Source organism: Streptomyces sp. Ag109_G2-15, from assembly GCF_900215565.1.
GTDB classification, from domain to species: Bacteria; Actinomycetota; Actinomycetes; order Streptomycetales; family Streptomycetaceae; genus Streptomyces; species Streptomyces diastatochromogenes.
This window is the reverse complement of the sequence record NZ_OCNI01000001.1, coordinates 7,044,572-7,065,693: the sequence shown is the minus strand read 5'-3', so window position 1 is coordinate 7,065,693 and position 21,122 is coordinate 7,044,572. Positions and strand designations below refer to the sequence as shown.

The window sequence follows — 21,122 nt, the reverse complement described above, 5'->3', positions numbered from 1 at the left end:
AAACCCCCTTCACCGGAGCAAGCAAACCCCTTCGCCAGGCAAGGTGATGCCGCGATCCGGGGCCGTGTCGCCGTCCGTGGACGTGCGCTCACTCAAGGTGTCCGGTTCGTCCCGTTCCGGGCGGGGTACTCCTGTCCTATGAGTACCGCACAGATGCAGCTGGCCGCGGCGAGCGGCCTGATGAGCCTCGTGCTCTTCCTGGTGGCCCTCGGCCTCCTGACGCTGCTCGCCGGCGGCTTCTGGATGAACTCGCGGGTCAAGTACCGCGAGCCCCCTCGGCCGCGCCCCGAGGAGCAGCCGCACCTGCCACCGGACGGCGCGGTGCACGAGGTCCGGGAGAACAGGGAGTCCCAGGAGGTTCCCCAGATGCCCAAGGGCGGTCGCCCGCTCACCCCGTACGAGCTGACCAACATGGACACCAAGCCGAGCGCGTCGAAGGATCGCCCGCGCTGGAGCAAGGGGTCGAGCGGCTCGTTCGGCGGCGGCGGACTGGGCGCCCACTGAATCCGACCGACCCTGAACACCCGCATCGACCACCGGACACCGAACACCGACACACACGGCAGCGAGCGAACGACCGCCCTGGCCCGCGCCAGGCCGCCGTACGCCTCTAGGAGACCTTCTTGGTGGCGTCGAGGCGGCCGACGCGGGCCACGTTCTGTACGTCCTCCGGGTCCTGGCTCGGCTCGGCCGCGAACCAGGCCTCGAGGATCTCCTTCAGTACCGGTGCGGAGGTGAGCCGCAGGCTGAGCGCCAGGACGTTGGCGTCGTTCCAGCGGCGGGCGCCCTCGGCCGTGCCGGCGTCCGTGCACAGGGCCGCGCGGACGCCCGGCACCTTGTTCGCGGCGATGGAGGCGCCGGTGCCGGTCCAGCAGCACACGACCGCCTGATCGGAGGTGCCCTCGGCGACGTCACGGGCAGCCGCCTCGGAGCAGACCGCCCACTGCGGGTCGGCACCGGACCGCAGCGCGCCGTGCTCACGCACCTCGTGGCCGCGTCGGCGCAGCTCCTCCACGAGGAGGCGGGCGACGGGTTCGTCCATGTCGGAGGAGACGGAGATCCGCATACTCCGGAGCCTAGTTCCTTTCCGACGGCCCCGGTACGCACGGCCGGCGTCCCCGGGTCACCGGCCGACAGCCTGTGTGCTCTGCCCACAGCGGTCAACTTCCCTCTCCGGCAGGCTAGTCTCGGCGAGGTGAGCGATCCCCAATCGGTCGGCCCGCCCGAGGTGCTCGCGGCGCGCGGCGCCTCGTTCCGGCTGCACGAGCATCCCGACGTGGCCGAAGCCCTGGACGTGTGCGCCGCGCTCGGCGTTCCGCTGGAGCGGACGGTCAAGACCCTGGCCTTCGTCACCCCGGAGGACCGACTCGTGCTGGCGGCTCTGCCCGGCCACGCACGGCTGCGGTACGGCGCGCTGGCCCAGGCCGCCGGGATCCGCCGTACCGACCTCTCCCCCGCCGGGGCCGGCCGGCTGGCGCGGGCGGGGATGCGGCCCGGCGGGGTGTGCCCCGTGTCCACGGACGGCGCCGCGGTGGTGGTGTTCGACGAGACGGTGGGCGGACTGGGCCGCGTGCACTGCGGCAGTGGCCGGCCCGACAGCAGCATCGAGATCGACGCGGCGGAGCTGATCGCCGCGGTTCCGACGGCCGCGACGGCGCCGATCGCCGACATCCCGACGACCGCGGGGGCGACATGACCGTCCGGCCCGCCACGCCCGCGGACTCCGCTGCCGTCTGGCGTCTCCTGAACGGTTTCGTGACCAGCTACCGGCCCGATCGGGCGGTCTTCGAGGACGTCACGTTTCCCCAGGTCCTCAAGTCCGCGGCGGAGGGCGGAGCGGAGTTCCTGGTGGCCGAGCGGGACTCGGCCACGGTCGGCTATGTACTCGCGGTGCGGATGCCCACCCTCTTCGCGGGCGGGACCGTACTGGAGCTGCTGGAACTCACCGTGGACGCGGAGCAGCGCAGCGGGGGAATCGGCTCCGCGCTGATCCGGGCCGTGCAGGCGAGGGCCGAAGCGGCGGGTGACGTCGAGGTGACCGTGCCGACCCGCAGGGCGGGCGAGTTCTACCGTCGCCTCGGGTTCGACGAGACGGCGGCCTACTTCAAGTGGTCCCGTAGCTGACCACGCCCCGGAGCTAGGGGCTCGCGCGGACGACGGCCTGGTCGCCTCGGGGGCCGAACAGATGCAGGATCTCCACGCTGCTCGTGTTCGCCGGACCGAACCAGTGCGGCTGTCTGGTGTCGAACTCGGCCGCTTCGCCGGGGTGGAGTGTGCTTTCGTGCTCGCCGAGGATGAGCCGCAGTTCGCCGGCCAGGACGTAGAGCCATTCATAGCCTTCGTGAGTCACCAGCTTCGGCTCGCGGGGAGCAAGTACGTGCTTGAACACCTGCACCCGGCCCGGGTATTGGGTCAGTGGCACGAGGACGCTGCCGTCACCTCTGCGCAAGGGCCTCAGGTGCACCCGGGGGTCACCGGTGGCCGGTGCGGCCACCAGTTCGTCGAGCGCGACGCGGTGTGCCCGCGCGAGCGGGATGAGCAGGTCCAGGGTCGGGCGTCGGCTGCCCGACTCCAGACGGGACAGTGTGCTCACCGAGATCCCGGTCGTTGCTGCCAGCGCCTCCAGCGTGAGTCCCCGGTCCCGGCGCAACGCGCGCAGCCGTGGCCCGATGTCGTCGAGGATCTGCTCCAGTTCTGCGTCCACGTGGCTCAGTGTGCGGTTCTTTGCGGTTCTCGCAAAAGTGCTGGTCGGTGCCTGTGGGACTGACTGAGCCTTGCCGGGCAGTTACTCCCCGGATGTGAGAGGCAATCCGTGACCGCGACGACGATTCACCCTGTTGCGCCCGCTCTGAGCGCACGCAGACGCTGGACGGTGCTGGCCGTCTGCTGCCTGAGCATGTTCCTGGTGGGCCTGGACACCACCATCGTCAACGTGGGCCTGCCCGCCATCGGGCGCGGCCTGGGCGTCGGGACGCGCAGTCTCGAGTGGACCGTTGACGCGTACACCATCGTCCTGGCCGGGCTGCTGATCTCCTCCGGCGCGCTGGCGGACCGGTTCGGACGCCGACGGATGTTCCAGTGCGGATTGGTCGTGTTCGGGGCGGCCTCGCTGGTCTGCGCGATCGCACCTTCGGTCGGCGCGCTGGTCGCGGCCCGCGCCGTTCAGGGCGTCGGCGCCTCGATGCTCAGTCCGGTCGCTCTCGCGATCGTGGTGAACGCGATGCCCGACCCGAGAGAGCGAGCGCAGGCGATCGGTGTCTGGGCGTCCGTTTTCGGGCTCAGCATGGCCGTCGGACCGGTCATCGGCGGCGCTCTGCTCGCGGGGCTCGACTGGCGGGCTCTGTTCTGGATCAACGCCCCGGTCATCGTGGCCGCTCTGGTGCTCAGCGCCGTGTTCGTGCCCGAGTCTCGGGCGCCGCGGGCACAGCGGCTCGACGTGCCCGGTCAGGCCCTGCTGACCGTGGTCATCGGCGTCTGGGTCGGCGTCCTCATCGAAGGGCCGCACATCGGCTGGACGTCGCCCGCAGCGCTTGCCGCCTACGGGTTCGCCGCCATGGCGACGGTCGGATTCGTATGGGTCGAGGCCCGCCGGCAGCAACCGCTGATGGATCTACGGCTCTTCCGCAGCCCCGCGTTCAGCGGTGCGGTCCTGGGTGCCGTGGCGGTCTTCGTCGCTCTGAACGTGACGCTGCTGCTCAACACCCTTTACCTGCAGCACACCCGGGGATTCACGCCACTGGCCGCCGGAGCGGCGACGCTGCCCATGGCCCTCGGCGCCACCGTCTGCGCCCCCTGGTCCGGCCGTCTCGTCGGTCGCGTCGGCCCCCGGCTGCCGCTGACCCTGGCCGGCGGCTTCACCATGGCGGGCGGACTCTGCCTCGTCGGACTCGACGGTCACACCGGCACGCCGCTGCTCCTGCTCGCCTACCTGCTCACCGGTATCGGGTTCGGCTTCGCCAACGCGCCGATCACCAACACCGCGGTCAGTGGGCTGCCTCCCGCCCGAGCCGGCGTGGCCGGAGCGATCACGTCCACCGCACGTCAGGTCGGCGCCGCGCTCGGCATCGCCCTCTCCGGCGGCCTGGTGGCCGACACCACCCCAGCAGGCCTGGCCCACGCGTCCCGCCCGGGCTGGATCCTGGTCGCCGCCTGCGGACTCCTGCTGGTCCTCTTGGCCCGTACGTCACGGTCGAAGGCATAAGGCACGGCCGAAGACATGAAGAAGGTCCACGCACACTCCGTGACCACGGCTGGGGCCGTCGGATCCCGGAGTCGGCTGAGTCGGCTGAGTCAGCGGCGGCCAAACGGGAAGCTGCGGCGCACATGACCTTCGCTGCCACAAGGTCGATACTGATGAGCAAGGCTCCGTGCTCCCGCCCCAAGGCGCCCTCAGGGGGATCCGATGACCTGTCAGCCAAGTCGGTGTTCAGTCGGTATCAGCGCCGCCGCAACCCGGCTGCCGGCCGCCGGGGACCGCCAAGATCGATAACCGGCCGCACCCGGCCTGAACAGGGAAAACACCGGTCAGAGACTCACCTGCTAAGTTTCTTAGGAGATAGGCATGAAGATGCTGATCAACGTCCCGGAGACCGTGGTGGCAGACGGGCTGCGGGGTATGGCGGCCGCGCATCCCGACCTGACCGTGGACGTGGAGAACCGGGTGATCGTCCGCCGGGACGCTCCCGTGGCCGGGCAGGTCGCGCTGATCTCGGGCGGTGGGTCGGGGCACGAGCCGCTGCACGGGGGATTCGTCGGTCCGGGCATGCTCTCGGCGGCCTGTCCCGGAGAGGTGTTCACCTCGCCGGTGCCGGACCAGATGGCGCGGGCGGCGGCCGCCGTTGACAGCGGGGCCGGCGTGCTGTTCATCGTGAAGAACTACACGGGTGACGTGCTCAACTTCGACATGGCGGCCGAACTCGCCGAGGACGAGGGCATCCAGGTCGGCAAGGTGCTGGTCAACGATGACGTGGCGGTCACCGACAGCCTGTACACGGCCGGCCGGCGCGGCACCGGCGCGACCCTGTTCGTGGAGAAGATCGCGGGTGCCGCCGCGGCCGAGGGGCAGCCGCTGGAGCGGGTGGAGGCCGTCGGGCGCCAGGTGAACGAGAACGCCCGCAGCTTCGGTGTCGCGCTGAGCGCCGTCACCACCCCGGCCAAGGGCTCTCCGACCTTCGATCTGCCCTCCGGCGAGCTGGAGTTGGGCATCGGCATCCACGGCGAGCCGGGCCGGGAGCGGCGGGCGATGATGACCTCCGGGGAGATCGCCGACTTCGCGGTGCACGCCATCCTGGAGGACATGCCCCCGCGCAACCCCGTGCTGGTCCTGGTCAACGGCATGGGCGCCACCCCGCTGCTGGAGCTGTACGGCTTCAACGCGGAAGTGCAGCGGGTGCTCGGCGAGCGGGGCGTGACCGTGGCCCGCACCCTCGTCGGCAACTACGTCACCTCCCTCGACATGGCGGGTGCCTCGGTCACGCTGTGCCAGGTCGACGAGGAACTGCTGCGGCTGTGGGACGCGCCGGTGAAGACCCCGGCACTGCGCTGGGGGATGTGATACGGCGGACGAAGCGGTCAACATCCCTACCACGCAAGGAGATCCAGTGCTCGACGCGGATTTCTTCCGCCGTTGGATGACGGCGACCGCCGCATCCGTCGACCGGGAGGCGGAACGGCTCACGGCCCTCGACTCGGCCATCGGGGACGCCGACCACGGCAGCAACATGCAGCGCGGGTTCACGGCCGTCCTGGCCAGCCTGGAGGAGGAGGCGCCGGCCACCCCGGGCGCCGTGCTGGTCCTGGCCGGACGCCGGCTGATCTCGACGGTCGGCGGGGCGGCCGGGCCGTTGTACGGCACCCTGCTGCGCAAGGCCGGCAAGGCGCTCGGGGACGCCGCCGAGGTCAGCGAGAAGCAGCTGGCCGAGGCGCTCAGAGCGGGCGTGGACGGGGTGATGGCGCTGGGCGGTGCCGCACCCGGTGACAAGACCATGATCGACTCCCTGGTCCCGGCCGTGGACGCGCTCGGCGAGGGCTTCGCCGCGGCGCGCTCGGCCGCCGAGCAGGGCGCGGAGGCCACCATCCCGCTGCTGGCCCGCAAGGGCCGGGCCAGCTATCTCGGCGAGCGCAGTATCGGGCACCAGGATCCAGGGGCCACGTCGTCGGCCCTGCTGATCGCCGGACTGGAAGAAGCGGCTTCGGGAGCGTCGGGTGAGTGACGAGAAGCGGGTCGGGATCGTGCTGGTGTCGCACAGCGCGGAAGTCGCTGCGTCCGTGGCCGAGCTGGCGAAGGGTCTGGCGGGCGGGGCCACCGCGGTGCCCGTCGCCGCGGCGGGCGGTACCGAGGGCGGCGGGCTCGGCACCAGCGCCGAGCTGATCTCCGCGGCGGCCGCCTCCGTGGACCGGGGTGTCGGGGTCGCCGTACTCACCGACCTCGGCAGTGCGGTGCTCACCGTGAAAGCGCTGCTGGCCGAGGGCGATGAACTGCCGGACGGGGCGCGGCTGGTGGACGCGCCGTTCGTCGAGGGTGCGGTGGCCGCGGTCGTCACGGCGGCCACGGGAGCGGATCTGGACGCGGTGGAGGCTGCGGCCGCTGAGGCGTACAGCTACCGGAAGGTGTGAGCGCGCGGGTACCAGGGGGCTCCGCCCCCTGGACCCCCGGCCTGTGCCCACTCACCACCCGACTTGGTAGGTGGAAAAGGCGCCCGCCCGGGCTCGGTGGGCCGTGCGGGCGGTCTCACTGCTGGGCCTCCACGAACTCCCGGGCCAGCCGCTCCCCCGTCTCCACCGCCGCCCGGTGGTCCTCGATCGGGGCGACGTTCGAGTCCTTGAAGACGATGTACGTGACGCCGGAGGGGACTCCGCCGTTGCGCGGGTCGGGGTGGATGCCCAGGCCCCGGGCGGTGGCGTAGGAGGCCTCGCCGATGATGTCCCGCGGGCCGGTGTCGCCGACGACCGCGTACCGCACCCGGTCCTGGTAGATCACGGCCGCCACGGCGCCGCCCCGGATGCCCTGCGCGCCGGGATCCCAGATGCCGCTCGGGGCCGGGATCACGATGTAGGGCAGGGACTCGGCGTTCAGGTGGCGGCCGTCGGACTGCTGGTAGGCCGTGGCGGCGGAGAACAGCGGATCGGTACGGCGGTTGCAGCGGGTGGTGGGCCGTCCGTCGCAGTCGACGTCCAGGTCGGCCTTCCAGAACACCGCCTCGCGGGTGCCGCAGACGGGGACGGTCGCGGGGCCACCGCCGTCGGTTCTGTACCGGCCCTTGGACACCTGGGTACAGCTGCGCACCCGTTCGAGCAGGTCGGCGGCGGTCACGGAGCCCTCGCTGTGGGCCGCGTGCTCCTGCCCGGGCGGTACGGCAGCGGCGGGAACTGTCGTCGGGGCGAGCAGGGCGGCGCCGGCCGTGGCCAGCGTCAGCGACTGGACACGCACTCTGAGGGACTCTCTCCTGGAGAACATTCCGGACACCTTGCCCAATCTGGTGCCGGTCGGCGAGCACTACCACTCTGATGGGGCCGGATGGAGCACGCTCCTGACGCCCTGTGAGAAGACAACAGGGGCCGGGGGCCTGAGCCGATGCCGGCCCAGGCCCCCCGGCCACCCGCGTCGGCGCGGGTTCGGCGACGACAGCGTTTCCGCGCCACAGGCATGAACTTCCCTGCCCTCTCGGGGAGTTCAGCCGTAGGGAGTCCTCAGCATACGTAACTCCCGCGCATGGTCACCAACACGGCCCCCTTGCCTCGGCCGCACAGGCCGGGTCATATTGGTCCGGACCTTTGCCGTGATGCCGTCCCCGGGGAGGCAGAGCCGTGCGACGCGTTCCCCTCCGGCCCGTGCCGGCCTGCGCAGCCCTGGTGCTGGTCGCGTCCTGCGGCTGGAGCGGTGCGGCCGACGGCGACGGCGGACGGGCGCCCGGCGCTCCGGCGGGCGTCACCGCCGCGGCCGGGAGCGCCACCAGCGTGCACGTGATGTGGAACGCGGTGCCGGACGGGCGCGGGATCCGCACCTACGAGGTGTATCGCGGCGCCACGAAAGTCACGGAAGTACCGGGCTCGCAGCACATGGTGGACGTCACCAGGCTCAGGCCGTCCACCCTGTATGCGTTCACCGTGCGGGCCCGGGACACGGACGGCCGCCTCGGGCCGCCGAGCCGCGAGGTGCGGGCGAGGACGCCCGCCGTGGTGGCGGCGGACCGCTCGGCCCCGACCCGCCCGCTGCGGCCGACCGGCCGGGCGGTCGGCAGCCGGGCGGTCCAGCTGTCCTGGGCCGCCTCCCGCGACGACAGGGGCGTGGTGTCGTACGACGTCTACCAGGGCGGTGCGAAGATCCACAGCGTCGGCGGCGGCCAGACCGCGACCGTGGTCACCGGGCTGCGCCCCGGCACCCGGTACGTCTTCACCGTGCGGGCGCGGGACGCCGCCGACAACCTCTCGCCCGCGAGCGCACCCGTCCGGATCGGCACGCCGGGCACCGACGACGGACGGGACACCCGGCCGACCGCCTTCACCGCCACGACCCACCGGTCCGCCGGGGCGTACTACATCGACCTCGCCTGGGATCCGCCGCGCGTGGACGGGGTGATCACCGAGTACCAGATCCAGCTCGACGGCACCACGGCGACCTCCCTGGTGTGGGGCGGCGACCCACCACGTGGCCGGGCCCGCTACAGCTTCTACGTCGGGCGGGACGCCGGGGCCGAGCACCGGGTGCGGCTGAGGGCGCGACTGCCGGACGGCACCTGGGGCGGCTTCTCGGCGGAGCGGACGGTGACCACGGGCGCGGGCGGCTGACGGTCGACGGGCCGGCTCCGGCCTGCACCGGTCGCAGGAGTCACGTCACCTGACCGGGTGCGGTCCGCGTGCGGCCGGGTCCGGAGCCGCGTTTGCTGCCCTTGAGGGCAGCACGGACGTTTCCCGACCCTCGGCGGCGCATGGGATGTACCGCCAACCGTGCCGCCGGAGGCCAGCCAATGCGAAACTCCCGACTCCTCTTCCGCTCCGGCCTGACCCTGGCGGCCGCCGCCGCGCTCCCGACCGCACTCGCCGGGCCCTCGGCCGCGGTCTCGGGAATCTCGGTGAGCACCACCGGGTCCACGGTCTCGGTCGTCACCAGCGCATGCGTCCAGAACAACGGCAGTTGGGGCACCGCCTCGCTGCTCAGCAGCGGCCAGGGGAGCTTCTCCCAGGGCCGCCAGGTTGCCCTGTCGGGCACAACCATCAGCCAGTCGGCGGCCTGGTCGGGGGTGAGCCCCGGGACGTACACGGTCGTGGTGGTCTGCTCCAACGGCGTGACCGCCGGCAGCCAGTCCGTGATCGTGTCCGCCGCTTCCGCCCCCACGACCTCGTCGACGTCCGCCGCGGCCCCCTCGCGCGGTGTGATGGGCGGCCTCGGCGGCGCGGCGCGCGACTACCGGACGCTCACCCTCGGCATCGGCGCGACCCTGGTGACCGCCGGCCTGGCCGCCACCGCCTGGTTCCTGCGCCGCCGCTCGAAGCCGTACCGCCTCTGAGACCTCACCGTCAGCGTGATCAGCCGGACGTATCGCCCGTCGGCTCCGGTGCCTCGGCGGGCAGGGCGGTGAACTCCTTCAGGGCCTCGGTCAGCCACTGGGTCCAGAAGGTCTCCAGGTCGATGCCGGCGCGCAGGACCAGGTGGCGCAGGCGGTCCTGTGGGCCGGTCCGGTCCGGCGGGAAGTCGCGCCGCTCGATCTCCTCGTACTCGGCCAACTGCCGCTGGTGCAGCTCCAGATGGCGGCGCAGGTCGGATTCGAGACCCGCGGTGCCGACCACCGCCGCGGCACGCAGCCGCAGCAGCAGGACGTCCCGCTGCGGCTTGGGGTCCTGGGAGGCGGCGGTCCAGCGGGCCAGTTCGGCGCGGCCCGCGGGCAGAACCTCGTAACTCTTCTTCTGCCCGCGGGCCGGCTGCTCGGCCGGCAGGGTACGGATGTGGCCCTCGGCCTCCAGCTTGCCCAGCTCGCGATAGATCTGCTGGTGCGTCGCGGACCAGAAGTAGCCGATCGACTTGTCGAACCGGCGGGTCAGTTCGAGACCCGACGACGGCTTCTCCAGCAGGGCGGTGAGGATGGCGTGCGGGAGTGACATGGGCTCATCCTAGGGACGGGCGTACGGCCCCTACAGGGCCGCCGCCAGTTCGGTGCCCTGCTTGATGGCCCGCTTGGCGTCCAGCTCGGCCGCGACGTCGGCGCCGCCGATCAGGTGGACGCTGCGTCCGGCGGCGACCAGTTCCTCGTACAGGTCGCGGCGCGGCTCCTGGCCGGTGCACAGCACGACGGTGTCGACCTCCAGGACCGTGCTCTCCTCGCCCACGGTGATGTGCAGGCCCGCGTCGTCGATCCGGTCGTAGCGCACGCCCGGGACCATGGTCACGCCGCGGTGCTTCAGCTCGGTGCGGTGGATCCAGCCGGTGGTCTTGCCGAGTCCGGCGCCGACCTTGGTGGTCTTGCGCTGGAGGAGGTGGACCGTGCGGGGCGGGGCGGGCCGGCGCGGTGCGGCGAGGCCGCCCGGTGCCGCGTAGTCCATGTCGACGCCCCAGTTGCGGAAGTACGTCTCCGGGTCCTCGCTCGCCTTGTCGCCGCCGTCGGTGAGGTACTCGGCGACGTCGAAGCCGATGCCGCCGGCGCCGAGGATGGCGACGCGGTCACCGACGGGGGCGCCGTCGCGCAGGACGTCGAGGTAGCCGAGGACGCGGGGGTGGTCGGCGCCGGGGATGTCGGGGGTGCGCGGGGTGACGCCGGTGGCGACGACGACCTCGTCGTAGCCGGCCAGGTCCGCGGTGCCCACCCAGGTGTCGAGGCGTACGTCCACGCCGTGCTCGTCGAGCTGGTGGCGGAAGTAGCGCAGCGTCTCGTCGAACTCCTGCTTGCCGGGGACCTTGCGGGCCACGTTCAGCTGGCCGCCGATCTCGCTCCCGGCGTCGAAGAGCACCACGTCATGGCCGCATTCGGCGGCGCTCACGGCGCAGGCGAGGCCCGCCGGACCGGCGCCGACGACGGCGACGCGCTTCTTCAGCCGGGTCGGGGAGAGCACCAGTTCCGTCTCGTGGCAGGCGCGCGGGTTGACCAGGCAGGAGGTGATCTTGCCGCTGAACGTGTGGTCGAGGCAGGCCTGGTTGCAGCCGATGCAGGTGTTGATGGCCTCGGGCGTGCCGGCCGCGGCCTTGTTGACGAAGTCGGGGTCGGCGAGCATCGGGCGGGCCATGGACACCATGTCCGCACAGCCGTCGGCGAGCAACTCCTCGGCCAGCTCGGGGGTGTTGATGCGGTTGGTGGTCACCAGCGGGAGGGACACCTCACCCATGAGCTTCTTGGTGACCCAGGTGTAGGCGCCGCGCGGGACCGAGGTGGCGATGGTGGGGATGCGCGCCTCGTGCCAGCCGATACCGGTGTTGATGATCGTCGCCCCGGCGGCCTCGACGGCCTTGGCGAGGGTGACGACCTCCTCCAGGGAGGAGCCGCCCGGGACCAGGTCCAGCATGGAGAGCCGGTAGATGATGATGAAGTCCTCGCCGACCGCCTCGCGCACGCGCTGGACGATCTCGACGGGGAAGCGCATCCGGTTCTCGTACGAGCCGCCCCAGCGGTCGGTGCGGTGGTTGGTCTGGGCGGCGATGAACTCGTTGATGAGGTAGCCCTCGGAGCCCATGATCTCGACGCCGTCGTAACCGGCCTGCTTCGCCAGGCGGGCGGCGCGGGCGTAGTCGTCGATGGTGCGCTCGACGTCGGCGTCGGTCAGTTCGCGCGGTACGAAGGGGCTGATCGGGGCCTGCAGCGGGCTCGGGGCGACCAGGTCCTGGTGGTAGGCGTACCGGCCGAAGTGCAGGATCTGCATCGCGATCCGGCCGCCCTCGCGGTGTACGGCCTCGGTGACGGCCTTGTGCTCCTCGGCCTCCGCCTCGGTGGTGAGCTTGGAGCCGCCCTCCCACGGCCGCCCCTCCTCGTTGGGCGCGATGCCGCCGGTGACGATGAGCCCGACTCCGCCACGCGCGCGGGCCGCGTAGAACGCCGCCATCCGCTCGAAGCCGCGCTCGGCCTCCTCCAGACCGACGTGCATGGAGCCCATGAGGACGCGGTTGGGCAGCGTGGTGAATCCCAGGTCGAGCGGGGACATCAGGTGCGGGTAACGGCTCATCGGGCCCTCCGTGCGCGGTGTGGACGCCTCTTTTGTAGAGGACCCCGAACCCATTGTGCAACTAGTTGCATAAACGCACGGAGGTGAACCCGATCACTCTGTGGCTGTGGCTGCCGTTACGTCACCGGCTTTCGAGCAGGACGTGCAGTTCCCGTTCCTGGTCCCCCGAGGCCGAGGAGAGGTTGCGCACCGCGAAGAGCGAGTCCAGCGTCCTGTGGAGCCGGTTGATCGCCCAGTAGCTGCCCTGTGCGTCGGCCTCGACGCCGGCCGAGAGCCGGGCGGGCGGCCGGCAGGCGTGGGCGTCGGTGACCTCGAACGTGCCGAGCCACACCATCGGGCGTGTCTCGTGGAGCTGCTGTGGCACGTCCTCGGCGGACCGGTCGGACTCGAAGCACTCGCACAGCACGTCGAACACGATCCGGGCGTCTTCCTTGCTGCATCCGCTGATCTCGAGGGACACGGCTTCCTCGTGCGATCGCTCACGGGCCATCGTGATCGCTCCTCTCATGGCGATGGCGCGATACCGCGGGCTCCCCGCGCACCGCGCCACCTCCCCAGAAAACCACCACTTTCCGGAAACGCACCACCTGTCGCGGCAGCGACACGGCGGGGGCTCTCAGCCGCGCGAGAACTTGTACGTCTTGCTGTCCGTGAGGATGCAGAACCCCGGCGACATGACGATCACCCGCAGGACGCCGCTCCGGCGGTCGTAGTCGATGCCCTCCGTCTCGAAGGTGCCCGAGCAGGAGCTGCGCAGCGGCAGCTGGCGCAGGGCGGTGACATGGCCGGAGACGTCCGCCGAGCCCGGGGCCGCGGACAGGTCGATCTGGAGCAGCGGCTTGGTCATGCCGAAGAGGGAGCCGTCCGGGTCGTCCGAGGAGCACAGCAGGGTCGTCGGGCCGGAGAAGTCGCAGCCCTGGACGTCGCGGACGGCGTGGTCGAGGTTGACCTTGGAGGCCTGCGGGAGGTTGGCCGAGGGCGACGTGCTCGGGTTGATGCCGGGGGTCGGGAAGACCAGCAGGCGGTTCATGGTGCCCCATTCGCCCGCCAGCATCCACTGGCCGTCCGGCGAGATCGCGTCCCAGGAGTTGTTCAGCGCCTCGCCGGGACTCAGCGTGTGGACGTACTCCGACCAGGCGCCGCCCGGTGCCTGCACGCGGAACATCTTCGAGTTGCCGGAGTCCTGCTGGTAGGGCTCGATGTAGTAGCCGTTGTACGAGGCGTCGGGGTCGCCGACGTGGTTCCAGCCTCTGCTGGAGACGCCGATGGGGATGGTGCCGATGCCGGTGTACCGGTTGGGGCTGTTCGCCGGGACCTCCACCGAGGTCAGACCCTGGCTCTCGGTCAGCGGGTCGGCGCGGTCGGAGCCGGTCTCGGTCCAGTTGTCAGCGGCGGAGGCCGGGGCGGGTGCGGCGAGGGACACCACGGCTGCGGTGGCCAGGGTGACGAGTCCGGCGAGGACTGTGTGACAACGTTGCCGGACGGACGGGGACGCGGGCATGGCCGACTCCTCGAACGGGGGGGGTGGGGCACTCGGTCGGCGCACAGTCTGGCGGGACCCGATGGTCATGTACAGACCAATGGAGCAACATGAGGGTGAACTCTCCCGGCCCCGGGGACTTGCCTGCCGGTCACGGGGGTGATTACTTCGGCGGACGTCCGCCGCCGTGTTGAGAGATGGTGGAGATAGTCGGCGACGGCGTCGGAGAGTCGGGTGTGAGCGCGGTAGAACAAGGGGAGTCGGCACGGGGGACGACGTGCCGTGCGGACGGGCGAAGGCGGTGCGTGGCATGAGTCCAGCCGAGGCTCCGGTGGCCGAGGGCGGCGGGCCGGTACGGCCGAGCGGGCTGCTCGACGTACTGAGCGTGGCGTCGGTGGTGCTGGACGCCGAGGGCCGCATCGTGCTGTGGAGCCCCCAGGCGGAGGAGCTGTTCGGCTATTCGGCGCCGGAGGCGCTGGGGCAGTTCGCCGCCCGGCTGATGGTGAACGACGAGCACATCCAGCTGGTCGGCAAGCTGTTCGCCGATGTGATGCAGACCGGTCAGAGCTGGGCCGGGGCGTTCCCCGTCCGGGTCAAGGACGGCGGCACGCGTCTGGTGGAGTTCCGCAACATGCGCCTGCTGGACGACCAGGGCGACGTGTACGCGCTGGGGCTCGCGGCCGACCGGTCCACGGTGCGCCGCCTGGAACAGGACGTGGCGCTGTCCGAGCGGATGGTGAAACAGTCGCCGATCGGATTCGCCGTGTTCGACACGGACCTGCGGTATGTCTCGATCAACCCGGCCCTGGCGAAGATCAACGGCATCCCCGCCGCGGAGCACGTCGGGCGGACCGTCGGCGAGATGCTGCCGCTGCTGGACGTCGACGCCCTGGAGGGCGCGGCCCGTCGGGTCCTGGAGACCGGGGTGCCTCTCGTGGCCCAGTCCACCATCGGCCGGACCCCGGCCGATCCTGACGAGGACCACGCCTGGTCGGTGTCGCTCTACCGGCTGGAGGACTCAGTGGGCACGGTGCTCGGCGTCGCGGCCTCGGTGGTGGACATCACCGAGGCCTACCGGGGGCGCATCGAGACCGAGACCGCGCGGCGCCGGCTCGCCGTCATCGCCGACGCCTCCGCGCGCATCGGTACGACACTGGAGCTGGAGCGCACCGCGTTCGAACTGGCCGAGGTCGCCGTGCCCGCGCTGGCCGACGTGGCCGCCGTGGACCTGCTGGACGCCGTCGTGGAGGGCCGGCCCAGCACGCTCGGCCCGTCGGAGGACGCGGTGATCCGGGCCCTGGCGCTGCGGGCCGACCAGGAGTCGGAGGCCGTCCGGGCGGCCGACGCGCCCGGCCGGATCGCCCGGTACGGGCCCGACCGGCTGGTCACCGAGTGCGTCCGTTCAGGTGAGGCGGTGCTGGTGCAGCAGGTGAAGGACGAGGACCTGCCGCGCATCGCCCGCTCCCCCGAGGCGGCCGCCCTCCTGGGCCGGGCGGGCCTGCACTCGTATCTCGCCGTGCCGCTGATCGCGCGCGGCGAGGTGCTGGGCGCCCTCGACCTCAAGCGCACCCGCAATCCGGCGCCCTTCGACGCGGACGACGTCCTGCTGGCCCGGGAGCTGGCGGCCCGGGCGGCCGTGCAGATCGACAACGCCCGCTGGTACCAGAACGCCCGCAACACCGCGCTCACCCTGCAGCGCAGCCTGCTGCCCAGCCAGCCGCCGGTGACGACGGGCCTTGAGGTGGCCTCCCGCTATCAGCCGGCGGGTGCCACCAGCGAGGTCGGCGGCGACTGGTTCGACGTCATCCCGCTGGAGGGCGGCCGCACGGCGCTCGTGGTCGGCGACGTGATGGGCAGCGGCATCAACGCCGCCGCCACGATGGGCCGGCTGCGCACCGCGACCACCACACTGGCCGCGCTCGGCCTCGACCCGGCGGTGCTGCTGGAGCACCTGGACAAGACGACCTCGGCCTGGGACCACTCCATCGCCACCTGTGTGTACGCCGTCCACGACCCGCATCTGCGCCAGTGCCGGATCGCCAACGCCGGCCACCTCCCGCCGGCCCGGGTGCGTCCCGGCCACCCGCCGGAGCTGCTCGACCTGCCCACCGGGGTCCCGTTGGGCGTGGGCGGGGTCGAGTTCTCCACCGTGACGGTCGACTTCGAGCCGGGCGACGAGCTGGTCTTCTACACCGACGGGCTGGTCGAGACCCGCTGCCACTCCCTGGACGAACGCCTGGACTTCCTGCTGTCCCTGCTCGACGACCCCGCCCGCCCCCTGGAGGAGACCTGCGACCTGCTCCTGCGGACGCTGCACCACCCCGACAACCACGACGACGTGGCCCTGCTCATCGCCCGGGCACAGGAGCTGTAGTAGGGCGCTACTCCCGTACGCCGATCACCACATGGGCGTACGCCTCGTCCGACACCGCCAGACGGGTCGTCAGACCGGCGCGCGTGAACGCCGCTACGGCCGCCCGCGCCTGGCGTTCGCTGGTCTCGGTCAGGAGGCAGCCGCCGGGCGCCAGCCACCCGGGTGCCCCGGCGGCCACCCGGCGCAGTATGTCGAGGCCGTCCGCGCCGCCGTCGAGGGCGGTCTGCGGCTCGTGGTCGCGGGCCTCCGCCGGGAGGAGCGCCACCTCGGCGCTGGGGACGTAGGGCACATTCGCCGTGAGGATGCCGACGCGGCCCCGCAGGCCGGCGGGCAGGGCGTCGAACAGGTCGCCCACATGGGCCCGGCCGCCGTAGGGAGCGAGGTTGCGGCGGGCGCAGCGCACGGCCGCCGGGTCGATGTCGGCGGCGTGCACCTCGACGGCGCCCAGTGCGGCGGCCAGGGCCGCGCCGAGCGCACCGGAGCCGCAGCACAGGTCGACGACGACCCGTGCGTCCGGGGCCTGGGCCAGGGCCTGGTCGACCAGGAACTCGGTACGGCGGCGGGGGACGAAGACTCCCTCGTCCACGGCGATGCGCAGACCGTGGAACTCGGCCCAGCCGAGGACGTGTTCGAGCGGAAGTCCGGCAGCGCGCCGGTCCACCATCGCGGACAGTTCCTCGGGGGTACGAGCCGTGGCGAGGAGCAACTCCGCCTCGTCCTCGGCGAAGACGCACCCGGCGGCGCGCAGCGCGGAGACGACGGCAGAAGGGGAGAGAGGGGGCAGGGAGGGCAGAGCGGGCATGGACGCCGAGAGCCTTTCGGGAACCGGGAGGCGAAGGGCGCTCTCGCGGTCACCGGTGACGGTGGACCGCACTGTCACAGAAAGCTGTCACAGAAGGCTGTCACAAGGAGAGAGCACCCCGACTGACACTGCGGTAATGGGTCTCACCTCCTCGGCAGCCTGGGGCCGCGTACTGTCTGCGGCCGGACGGCCACCATACCCCAGGGCCCGGATCGGCCGTCCTCCGCGCCGAGTTCGAAACTGCCTGGCGCGGCCGGGTGCGGCCCGTTACGATCGCCGCGATGACCACTCACTCTGCTGTCAGATTGGGGGTCCCGTCCACGCAAGGTGAGTGCTGATGCTCACTCACACCGCGTACGGGGACTCCCGACTCTCCTTGTGGCTGCGCGTGCGCGAGTTCGCCGTGCCGCCGTCCATGATCGAGACCGCGACCGTCCGGCGCCGCGCCGGGGACTGGGCGGGGGCGTGTGCCGCCGCCGGTGTCGACGTCGATCTCGATCTGCGTTCCGTCACCGGAACCCACGGCCGGGACCTCGCGGCCCGGGTCCGCGCCGACCTCCGCCACCTCGCTCCCGACCTGCTGCGCTGGCACATGCCGAGGATCGCGCCCGACGGGCTGCTGCGCCCGGGGCTGACCCTCACGCTGGCCCGGTACGACGGCCTGGGGCGTGCCGGGGACGGTCCGGTGCACCTGGTGGCCCGGACTCCGCCCGCCTGGGCGGACGCCGGTCAGCGGATCGGCCTCGCGCTGTGGGACGGATCCCGCTCGGGCACCGCCCGGCATCCGCATCCGCGCCCCAGCCGGCGGTACCGGCTCGATCTGCACCGACACCTGTGGGATGCGCGCAGGGCCGGTGAGCTGCGGGTGCGGTCCGGGGCCGACCGGCCGGTGACGGACCGGGAACCGCCGGGCCTGGAGCCGCCGGACCTGGTACCGCCGGGATCCGGCTGTGCCATCGGCCGGTGGGCGGCCGAGGCCGCCGTGCTGCTCGGCTCGCCCGGCTCGCTCGGCTCCGGGGACCGGTCCGCGGTCACCTTCGTCGTGCGGCTCGGCGGCCGGCGCCGGCTGGTGCTGGACCTGGCCGGGGACGACGACGGTGCGGCGCCGGCCACCTTGCGGGTCGCGGCGTCGCTGCCCAGGGGCGGCGTGTCCGCGCTGCCCGTCCTGCCCGACGCGGCGACCTGGATCCTGCCGGACCTGGAGCTGCTGCGGGCCGGTCTGCTCGCACCCGACCGCCTGCACCCGCTGGTCGCGTCCGCGCTCGTGCCGGATCACACGCCGTCCGGTCCGCCCCGCCGTCCCGACCCGGCGGGGGCACCACGGTTCGTGGAGTGCCGGGGAGCCCGGCATCGGATCGGCCTGGTCGACGGCGTGCTGGCCCCGCTGGACCACGCTCCGGAGGAGATCCGGCGCGAGGAACTGCTGGTCGCGCTCGGCGGACCGCCGCTCCCCTGCCTGCGGGCCATCGACGAGGCACACCGGCGTCCGGACTGCCTCACGGGTGTCCGCGAACGTCTGGACCACGGCGACACCGCGGGCGCGCTGGCCGTGGTCGAGGGCCTGCTGGGTCCCGACGCGCTGCTGCGCGACGGCTCCCTGCGGGACGAGCTGGAGGCGGCCGCGGCCCGGAGGATCTCGTACGGGCTCTACCGGGCCGGTCTGGTCGGCCCCGGCCGCACCCCTCCCCGTCCGGACCGTCGCACCACCCGGCACCACCGCCGTCACCCCCGCCACGCGACCTTCCTCCGCTGAACCCCCTTCTCTTCCCGCTGACTTCACACCCCAGGTGACCACATATGTGCGCATACGCTTCCTTTGCCATCCCCGACTCTCCCACCCACCCCTCTCAACTCGACGTCGCCGCCGACCTGTTGGCCCTGTTGCGGGACGCGAGCACCGAACCCCGTGCCGACACCCAGCTGGAGGCGCTGACCCTGGCCGTGGCCGCCGACCTCCCCGTGCTGCTGTGGGGGGAGCCGGGCATCGGCAAGACGGCAGCCCTGACCCAGCTCGCGAGCGCCCTGGACCTGCCGCTGACCACCGTGATCGCCAGCGTCCACGAGCCGTCCGACTTCTCGGGACTGCCCGTCGTAGGAGACGACCCCGCGGAACAGGGGGTCCCGATGGCGCCGCCGGACTGGGCGGTACGGCTGGTCCGGGCCGGGCGCGGGCTGCTGTTCCTGGACGAGCTGTCCACCGCGCCGCCCGCTGTCCAGGCGGCCCTGCTCCGGCTGGTGCTGGAGCGGCGGATCGGCGCGCTGCGGCTGCCGCCCGGCGTGCGGATCGTGGCCGCCGCCAATCCGCGGTCCTCGGCCGCCGACGGCTGGGAACTGAGCCCGCCGCTGGCCAACCGGTTCGTGCACCTCCAGTGGACGCACGATCACGACGTCGTCGTACGCGGCCTGGGCGGGACCTGGCCGCGGGCCACCCTGCCCCGGCTCGATGCGGAGAAGCTGCCGGAGGCCGTGGACTTCGCGCGGCGCGCGGTCTGCGGTTTCCTCACCGCGCGCCCGGCGCTGGTGCACCGGCTGCCCAGCGGTGAGGCCCGCCGGGGCGGTGCCTGGCCGTCGCCCCGCAGTTGGGAGATGACCCTGCATCTGATCGCCTTCGCGACCGCCGCCGGCTCCTCCCGCGAGGTGCTGTCCCTGCTGGTCCGGGGCACCGTCGGGGACGGGCCGGGCCTCGAAGTGCTGGCGAGCCTGGACCGGATGGACCTGCCGGACCCCGAGACGCTGCTGGCCGACCCCGCCGGTGCCGTGCTGCCCGAGCGCGGGGATCTGCGGCAGGCCGCGCTGGACGGCGTGGTGGACGCGATCCGCAAGCGGCCGGAACGGGCCCGCTGGGACGCGGCGTGGGCGCTGCTGGTCCGCGCGATGGAGACCGGGGCCCCGGACGTGGTGGTCGTCCCGGCGACCACGCTGGCCTCCCTGCGGCGGGAGGACTGGGACGTACCGGAGGCGATCGAACGGCTCGCCGGCGTGGTCTCCCTGTCCCGGCGCGCCGACGAGGCCGCCCGCCGGTCCGCGGTCGCGACCGGGGCCCGTCGATGACGGCCGACGCACCCGGGGTACTGGACCTCGGCAAGCTCTTCGCCGCCCGGCTGCACGCGGCCCGGGCGCGGCCCTACCTGGCGACGGCCCTGTTCGCGCTGCACCCCGTCGAGTCGCGGCAGGTGCCGACGATGGCCGTCGACCGGCACTGGCGGTGCTACGTCTCCCCGGCCTTCGTGGACCGGACCCCCGTGGAGGATCTCGCCGGGGTGTGGGTGCACGAGGTGGCGCACCTGCTGCGCGACCACCACTCACGCGGTGACCGGGTCGCCCGGGAGCGCGGGCTGCACGGCCCCGGAGAACGGCTGCGGATGAACATCGCGGCGGACCTCGAGATCAACGACGACGTGTACGGCGACGGGCTGGTACGGCCACGAGGAGCCGTCACCCCCAGGCAACTGAAGCTGCCCGAGGGCGAGTTGATGGAGGACTACCTGCGGCTGTTCCGGCTCGGGCCACGGATGCAGGCGCTGGCCTGGCTGGACTGCGGCAGCGGCGCCGACGGCCTGGAACGGGAGTGGGACCTGGGGCCGGACGGCGCCCACGGGCTCAGCGAGCAGCAGCGGGACGCGGTGCGCTTCCGGGTGGCGCAGGGCATCACCGGCGCGCCGGGGGACGCGCCCAAAGGGTGGCAGCGGTGGGCCGAGGAGGCGTTCCATCCGCCGCAGCCCTGGCGGGAGTTGCTGGGTGCGGCGATGCGCTCGGCGGTCACCGGCGCGGGCTCGGGCGACGACTACAGCTACGGCCGTCCGGCGCGGCGCTCGGCCGGGGTGCCCGGCGTGGTCCTGCCGAGTCTGCGGCGCAGGCCGCCTCGGGTGTGCGTGGTCGTCGACACGTCCGGGTCGGTCAGCGACGCCGAACTGGGCAGCGCGCTCCTGGAGGTCGCCGCGATCTCCCGGGCCGTGGGCGGCCGGCGCGACCTGGTCACCGTGGTGTCGTGCGACGCGGCGGCCCAGACCGTGCACCCGCTGTGCCAGGCCGAGGGAATCCCGCTGGTGGGCGGCGGAGGGACGGACCTGCGGTCGGGCTTCGCCCAGGCGCTGCGGGCCCGGCCGGGCCCTGACGTGGTCGTGGTCCTGACGGACGGGCAGACGCCCTGGCCCGAGGCGCGGCCACCGTGCCGGACGGTGGTGGGCCTGTTTCCCCGGCAACGGTCCGGTGGCGGGTCCCGGGACGAGGAGAACCCCGAGTACCGGCCGGACTCGCCGCCCGAGTGGGCGCGGGTGGTGACGATCGGGCCGGCGGGTCGGTGAGCCGCGCGCGGGAGGGGC

21 protein-coding genes are annotated in these 21,122 nt (G+C 72.7%); 13 read left to right on the top strand and 8 right to left on the bottom strand.

What is annotated here, in order from left to right:
- Window positions 1-138: 138 nt before the first annotated feature.
- Complete coding sequence (locus CRP49_RS31850; RefSeq protein ID WP_257033553.1) at window positions 139-504, top strand: DUF6479 family protein; 366 nt, start codon at window positions 139-141, stop codon at window positions 502-504.
- 106 nt (window positions 505-610) lie between these two features.
- Here CRP49_RS31850 and CRP49_RS31845 read toward each other — a convergent pair whose 3' ends face one another.
- Window positions 611-1,066, bottom strand: coding sequence for an RpiB/LacA/LacB family sugar-phosphate isomerase (locus tag CRP49_RS31845; RefSeq protein WP_097256449.1), 456 nt, complete (start codon window positions 1,064-1,066; stop codon window positions 611-613).
- Between the two features lie 129 nt (window positions 1,067-1,195).
- On the opposite strand from CRP49_RS31845, the gene CRP49_RS31840 reads away from it, so the two are divergent.
- Both CRP49_RS31840 and CRP49_RS31835 read left to right on the top strand, forming a co-directional pair.
- Complete coding sequence (locus CRP49_RS31840; RefSeq protein WP_179851814.1) at window positions 1,196-1,696, top strand: aminoacyl-tRNA deacylase; 501 nt, start codon at window positions 1,196-1,198, stop codon at window positions 1,694-1,696.
- A complete protein-coding gene (locus CRP49_RS31835) occupies window positions 1,693-2,124 on the top strand; it encodes a GNAT family N-acetyltransferase (RefSeq protein WP_097256448.1) in 432 nt (143 codons plus the stop codon). The genes CRP49_RS31840 and CRP49_RS31835 overlap by 4 nt, the downstream gene beginning before the upstream one ends.
- 13 nt (window positions 2,125-2,137) lie before the next feature.
- Here the strand turns inward: CRP49_RS31835 and CRP49_RS31830 are convergent, their stop codons facing one another.
- A complete protein-coding gene (locus CRP49_RS31830; protein WP_097256447.1) occupies window positions 2,138-2,704 on the bottom strand; it encodes a helix-turn-helix domain-containing protein in 567 nt (188 codons plus the stop codon).
- Window positions 2,705-2,812: 108 nt separating this feature from the next.
- Between CRP49_RS31830 and CRP49_RS31825 the strand changes: the two genes are divergently transcribed.
- From CRP49_RS31825 to CRP49_RS31810, 4 genes are all read left to right on the top strand, one after another.
- A complete protein-coding gene (locus CRP49_RS31825) occupies window positions 2,813-4,201 on the top strand; it encodes an MFS transporter (protein ID WP_257033552.1) in 1,389 nt (462 codons plus the stop codon).
- A gap of 360 nt (window positions 4,202-4,561) precedes the next feature.
- Window positions 4,562-5,554 carry a dihydroxyacetone kinase subunit DhaK gene (gene dhaK / locus CRP49_RS31820; protein ID WP_094219245.1) on the top strand — a complete coding sequence of 331 codons (993 nt, stop codon included), beginning with the start codon at window positions 4,562-4,564 and terminating at the stop codon, window positions 5,552-5,554.
- Window positions 5,555-5,600: 46 nt separating this feature from the next.
- A complete protein-coding gene (gene dhaL / locus CRP49_RS31815; RefSeq protein ID WP_097256445.1) occupies window positions 5,601-6,212 on the top strand; it encodes a dihydroxyacetone kinase subunit DhaL in 612 nt (203 codons plus the stop codon).
- The gene (locus CRP49_RS31810) at window positions 6,205-6,615 is read left to right on the top strand and encodes a PTS-dependent dihydroxyacetone kinase phosphotransferase subunit DhaM (RefSeq protein ID WP_097256444.1); all 411 of its coding nucleotides are present in this window, start codon (window positions 6,205-6,207) and stop codon (window positions 6,613-6,615) included. Before dhaL ends, CRP49_RS31810 begins: the two co-directional genes overlap by 8 nt.
- A 115-nt stretch (window positions 6,616-6,730) precedes the next feature.
- On the opposite strand, the gene CRP49_RS31805 is transcribed toward CRP49_RS31810, so the two are convergent.
- On the bottom strand, window positions 6,731-7,429 hold the full coding sequence (locus tag CRP49_RS31805; protein ID WP_097256443.1) for a glycoside hydrolase family 75 protein: 699 nt from the start codon (window positions 7,427-7,429) through the stop codon (window positions 6,731-6,733).
- Window positions 7,430-7,806: 377 nt separating this feature from the next.
- Here CRP49_RS31805 and CRP49_RS31800 point away from each other — a divergent pair, with 377 nt between their 5' ends.
- Together CRP49_RS31800 and CRP49_RS31795 are read left to right on the top strand one after the other, a co-directional pair.
- Entirely contained in the window at window positions 7,807-8,787 is a 981-nt protein-coding gene (locus CRP49_RS31800) for a fibronectin type III domain-containing protein (protein ID WP_097256442.1), read from the top strand.
- A gap of 179 nt (window positions 8,788-8,966) precedes the next feature.
- On the top strand, window positions 8,967-9,506 hold the full coding sequence (locus CRP49_RS31795; protein ID WP_097256441.1) for a hypothetical protein: 540 nt from the start codon (window positions 8,967-8,969) through the stop codon (window positions 9,504-9,506).
- A gap of 19 nt (window positions 9,507-9,525) precedes the next feature.
- Here the strand turns inward: CRP49_RS31795 and CRP49_RS31790 are convergent, their stop codons facing one another.
- The 4 genes from CRP49_RS31790 to CRP49_RS31775 all read right to left on the bottom strand — a co-directional run bounded on the left by CRP49_RS31790 (window position 9,526) and on the right by CRP49_RS31775 (window position 13,645).
- Window positions 9,526-10,098, bottom strand: a complete 573-nt coding sequence (locus CRP49_RS31790) for a PadR family transcriptional regulator (RefSeq protein WP_097256440.1) — start codon at window positions 10,096-10,098, stop codon at window positions 9,526-9,528.
- Window positions 10,099-10,128: 30 nt separating this feature from the next.
- Complete coding sequence (locus tag CRP49_RS31785; RefSeq protein ID WP_097256439.1) at window positions 10,129-12,144, bottom strand: NADPH-dependent 2,4-dienoyl-CoA reductase; 2,016 nt, start codon at window positions 12,142-12,144, stop codon at window positions 10,129-10,131.
- 121 nt (window positions 12,145-12,265) lie between these two features.
- Window positions 12,266-12,634, bottom strand: a complete 369-nt coding sequence (locus CRP49_RS31780) for a hypothetical protein (RefSeq protein WP_097256438.1) — start codon at window positions 12,632-12,634, stop codon at window positions 12,266-12,268.
- A 126-nt stretch (window positions 12,635-12,760) separates the two neighbouring features.
- Window positions 12,761-13,645, bottom strand: a complete 885-nt coding sequence (locus CRP49_RS31775) for a hypothetical protein (protein WP_097256437.1) — start codon at window positions 13,643-13,645, stop codon at window positions 12,761-12,763.
- A 289-nt stretch (window positions 13,646-13,934) separates the two neighbouring features.
- Between CRP49_RS31775 and CRP49_RS31770 the strand changes: the two genes are divergently transcribed.
- The gene (locus tag CRP49_RS31770) at window positions 13,935-15,998 is read left to right on the top strand and encodes a SpoIIE family protein phosphatase (RefSeq protein WP_097256436.1); all 2,064 of its coding nucleotides are present in this window, start codon (window positions 13,935-13,937) and stop codon (window positions 15,996-15,998) included.
- 7 nt (window positions 15,999-16,005) lie between these two features.
- On the opposite strand, the gene CRP49_RS31765 is transcribed toward CRP49_RS31770, so the two are convergent.
- Complete coding sequence (locus CRP49_RS31765) at window positions 16,006-16,800, bottom strand: putative protein N(5)-glutamine methyltransferase (RefSeq protein ID WP_097256435.1); 795 nt, start codon at window positions 16,798-16,800, stop codon at window positions 16,006-16,008.
- A gap of 337 nt (window positions 16,801-17,137) precedes the next feature.
- On the opposite strand from CRP49_RS31765, the gene CRP49_RS31760 reads away from it, so the two are divergent.
- Genes CRP49_RS31760 through CRP49_RS31750 form a run of 3 tightly spaced genes read left to right on the top strand, consistent with a single transcriptional unit; the run spans window position 17,138 to window position 21,104 of the window.
- On the top strand, window positions 17,138-18,553 hold the full coding sequence (locus CRP49_RS31760; protein WP_097256434.1) for a hypothetical protein: 1,416 nt from the start codon (window positions 17,138-17,140) through the stop codon (window positions 18,551-18,553).
- Between the two features lie 44 nt (window positions 18,554-18,597).
- On the top strand, window positions 18,598-19,851 hold the full coding sequence (locus CRP49_RS31755) for a MoxR family ATPase (protein ID WP_097256433.1): 1,254 nt from the start codon (window positions 18,598-18,600) through the stop codon (window positions 19,849-19,851).
- Window positions 19,848-21,104, top strand: a complete 1,257-nt coding sequence (locus tag CRP49_RS31750) for a VWA-like domain-containing protein (RefSeq protein ID WP_097256432.1) — start codon at window positions 19,848-19,850, stop codon at window positions 21,102-21,104. The genes CRP49_RS31755 and CRP49_RS31750 overlap by 4 nt, the downstream gene beginning before the upstream one ends.
- The last annotated feature ends 18 nt before the right edge of the window (window positions 21,105-21,122 follow it).

Coding starts and splice junctions, on each gene's coding strand:
- CRP49_RS31765 (WP_097256435.1), bottom strand. CDS start 16,800: ATGCCCGCTCTGCCCTCCCTGCCCCCTCTCTCCCCTTCTGCCGTCGTC.
- CRP49_RS31795 (WP_097256441.1), top strand. CDS start 8,967: ATGCGAAACTCCCGACTCCTCTTCCGCTCCGGCCTGACCCTGGCGGCC.
- CRP49_RS31785 (WP_097256439.1), bottom strand. CDS start 12,144: ATGAGCCGTTACCCGCACCTGATGTCCCCGCTCGACCTGGGATTCACC.
- CRP49_RS31835 (WP_097256448.1), top strand. CDS start 1,693: ATGACCGTCCGGCCCGCCACGCCCGCGGACTCCGCTGCCGTCTGGCGT.
- CRP49_RS31755 (WP_097256433.1), top strand. CDS start 18,598: ATGTGCGCATACGCTTCCTTTGCCATCCCCGACTCTCCCACCCACCCC.
- dhaK (WP_094219245.1), top strand. CDS start 4,562: ATGAAGATGCTGATCAACGTCCCGGAGACCGTGGTGGCAGACGGGCTG.
- CRP49_RS31760 (WP_097256434.1), top strand. CDS start 17,138: ATGCTCACTCACACCGCGTACGGGGACTCCCGACTCTCCTTGTGGCTG.
- CRP49_RS31775 (WP_097256437.1), bottom strand. CDS start 13,645: ATGCCCGCGTCCCCGTCCGTCCGGCAACGTTGTCACACAGTCCTCGCC.
- CRP49_RS31845 (WP_097256449.1), bottom strand. CDS start 1,066: ATGCGGATCTCCGTCTCCTCCGACATGGACGAACCCGTCGCCCGCCTC.
- CRP49_RS31790 (WP_097256440.1), bottom strand. CDS start 10,098: ATGTCACTCCCGCACGCCATCCTCACCGCCCTGCTGGAGAAGCCGTCG.
- CRP49_RS31850 (WP_257033553.1), top strand. CDS start 139: ATGAGTACCGCACAGATGCAGCTGGCCGCGGCGAGCGGCCTGATGAGC.
- CRP49_RS31770 (WP_097256436.1), top strand. CDS start 13,935: ATGAGTCCAGCCGAGGCTCCGGTGGCCGAGGGCGGCGGGCCGGTACGG.
- CRP49_RS31780 (WP_097256438.1), bottom strand. CDS start 12,634: ATGGCCCGTGAGCGATCGCACGAGGAAGCCGTGTCCCTCGAGATCAGC.
- CRP49_RS31750 (WP_097256432.1), top strand. CDS start 19,848: ATGACGGCCGACGCACCCGGGGTACTGGACCTCGGCAAGCTCTTCGCC.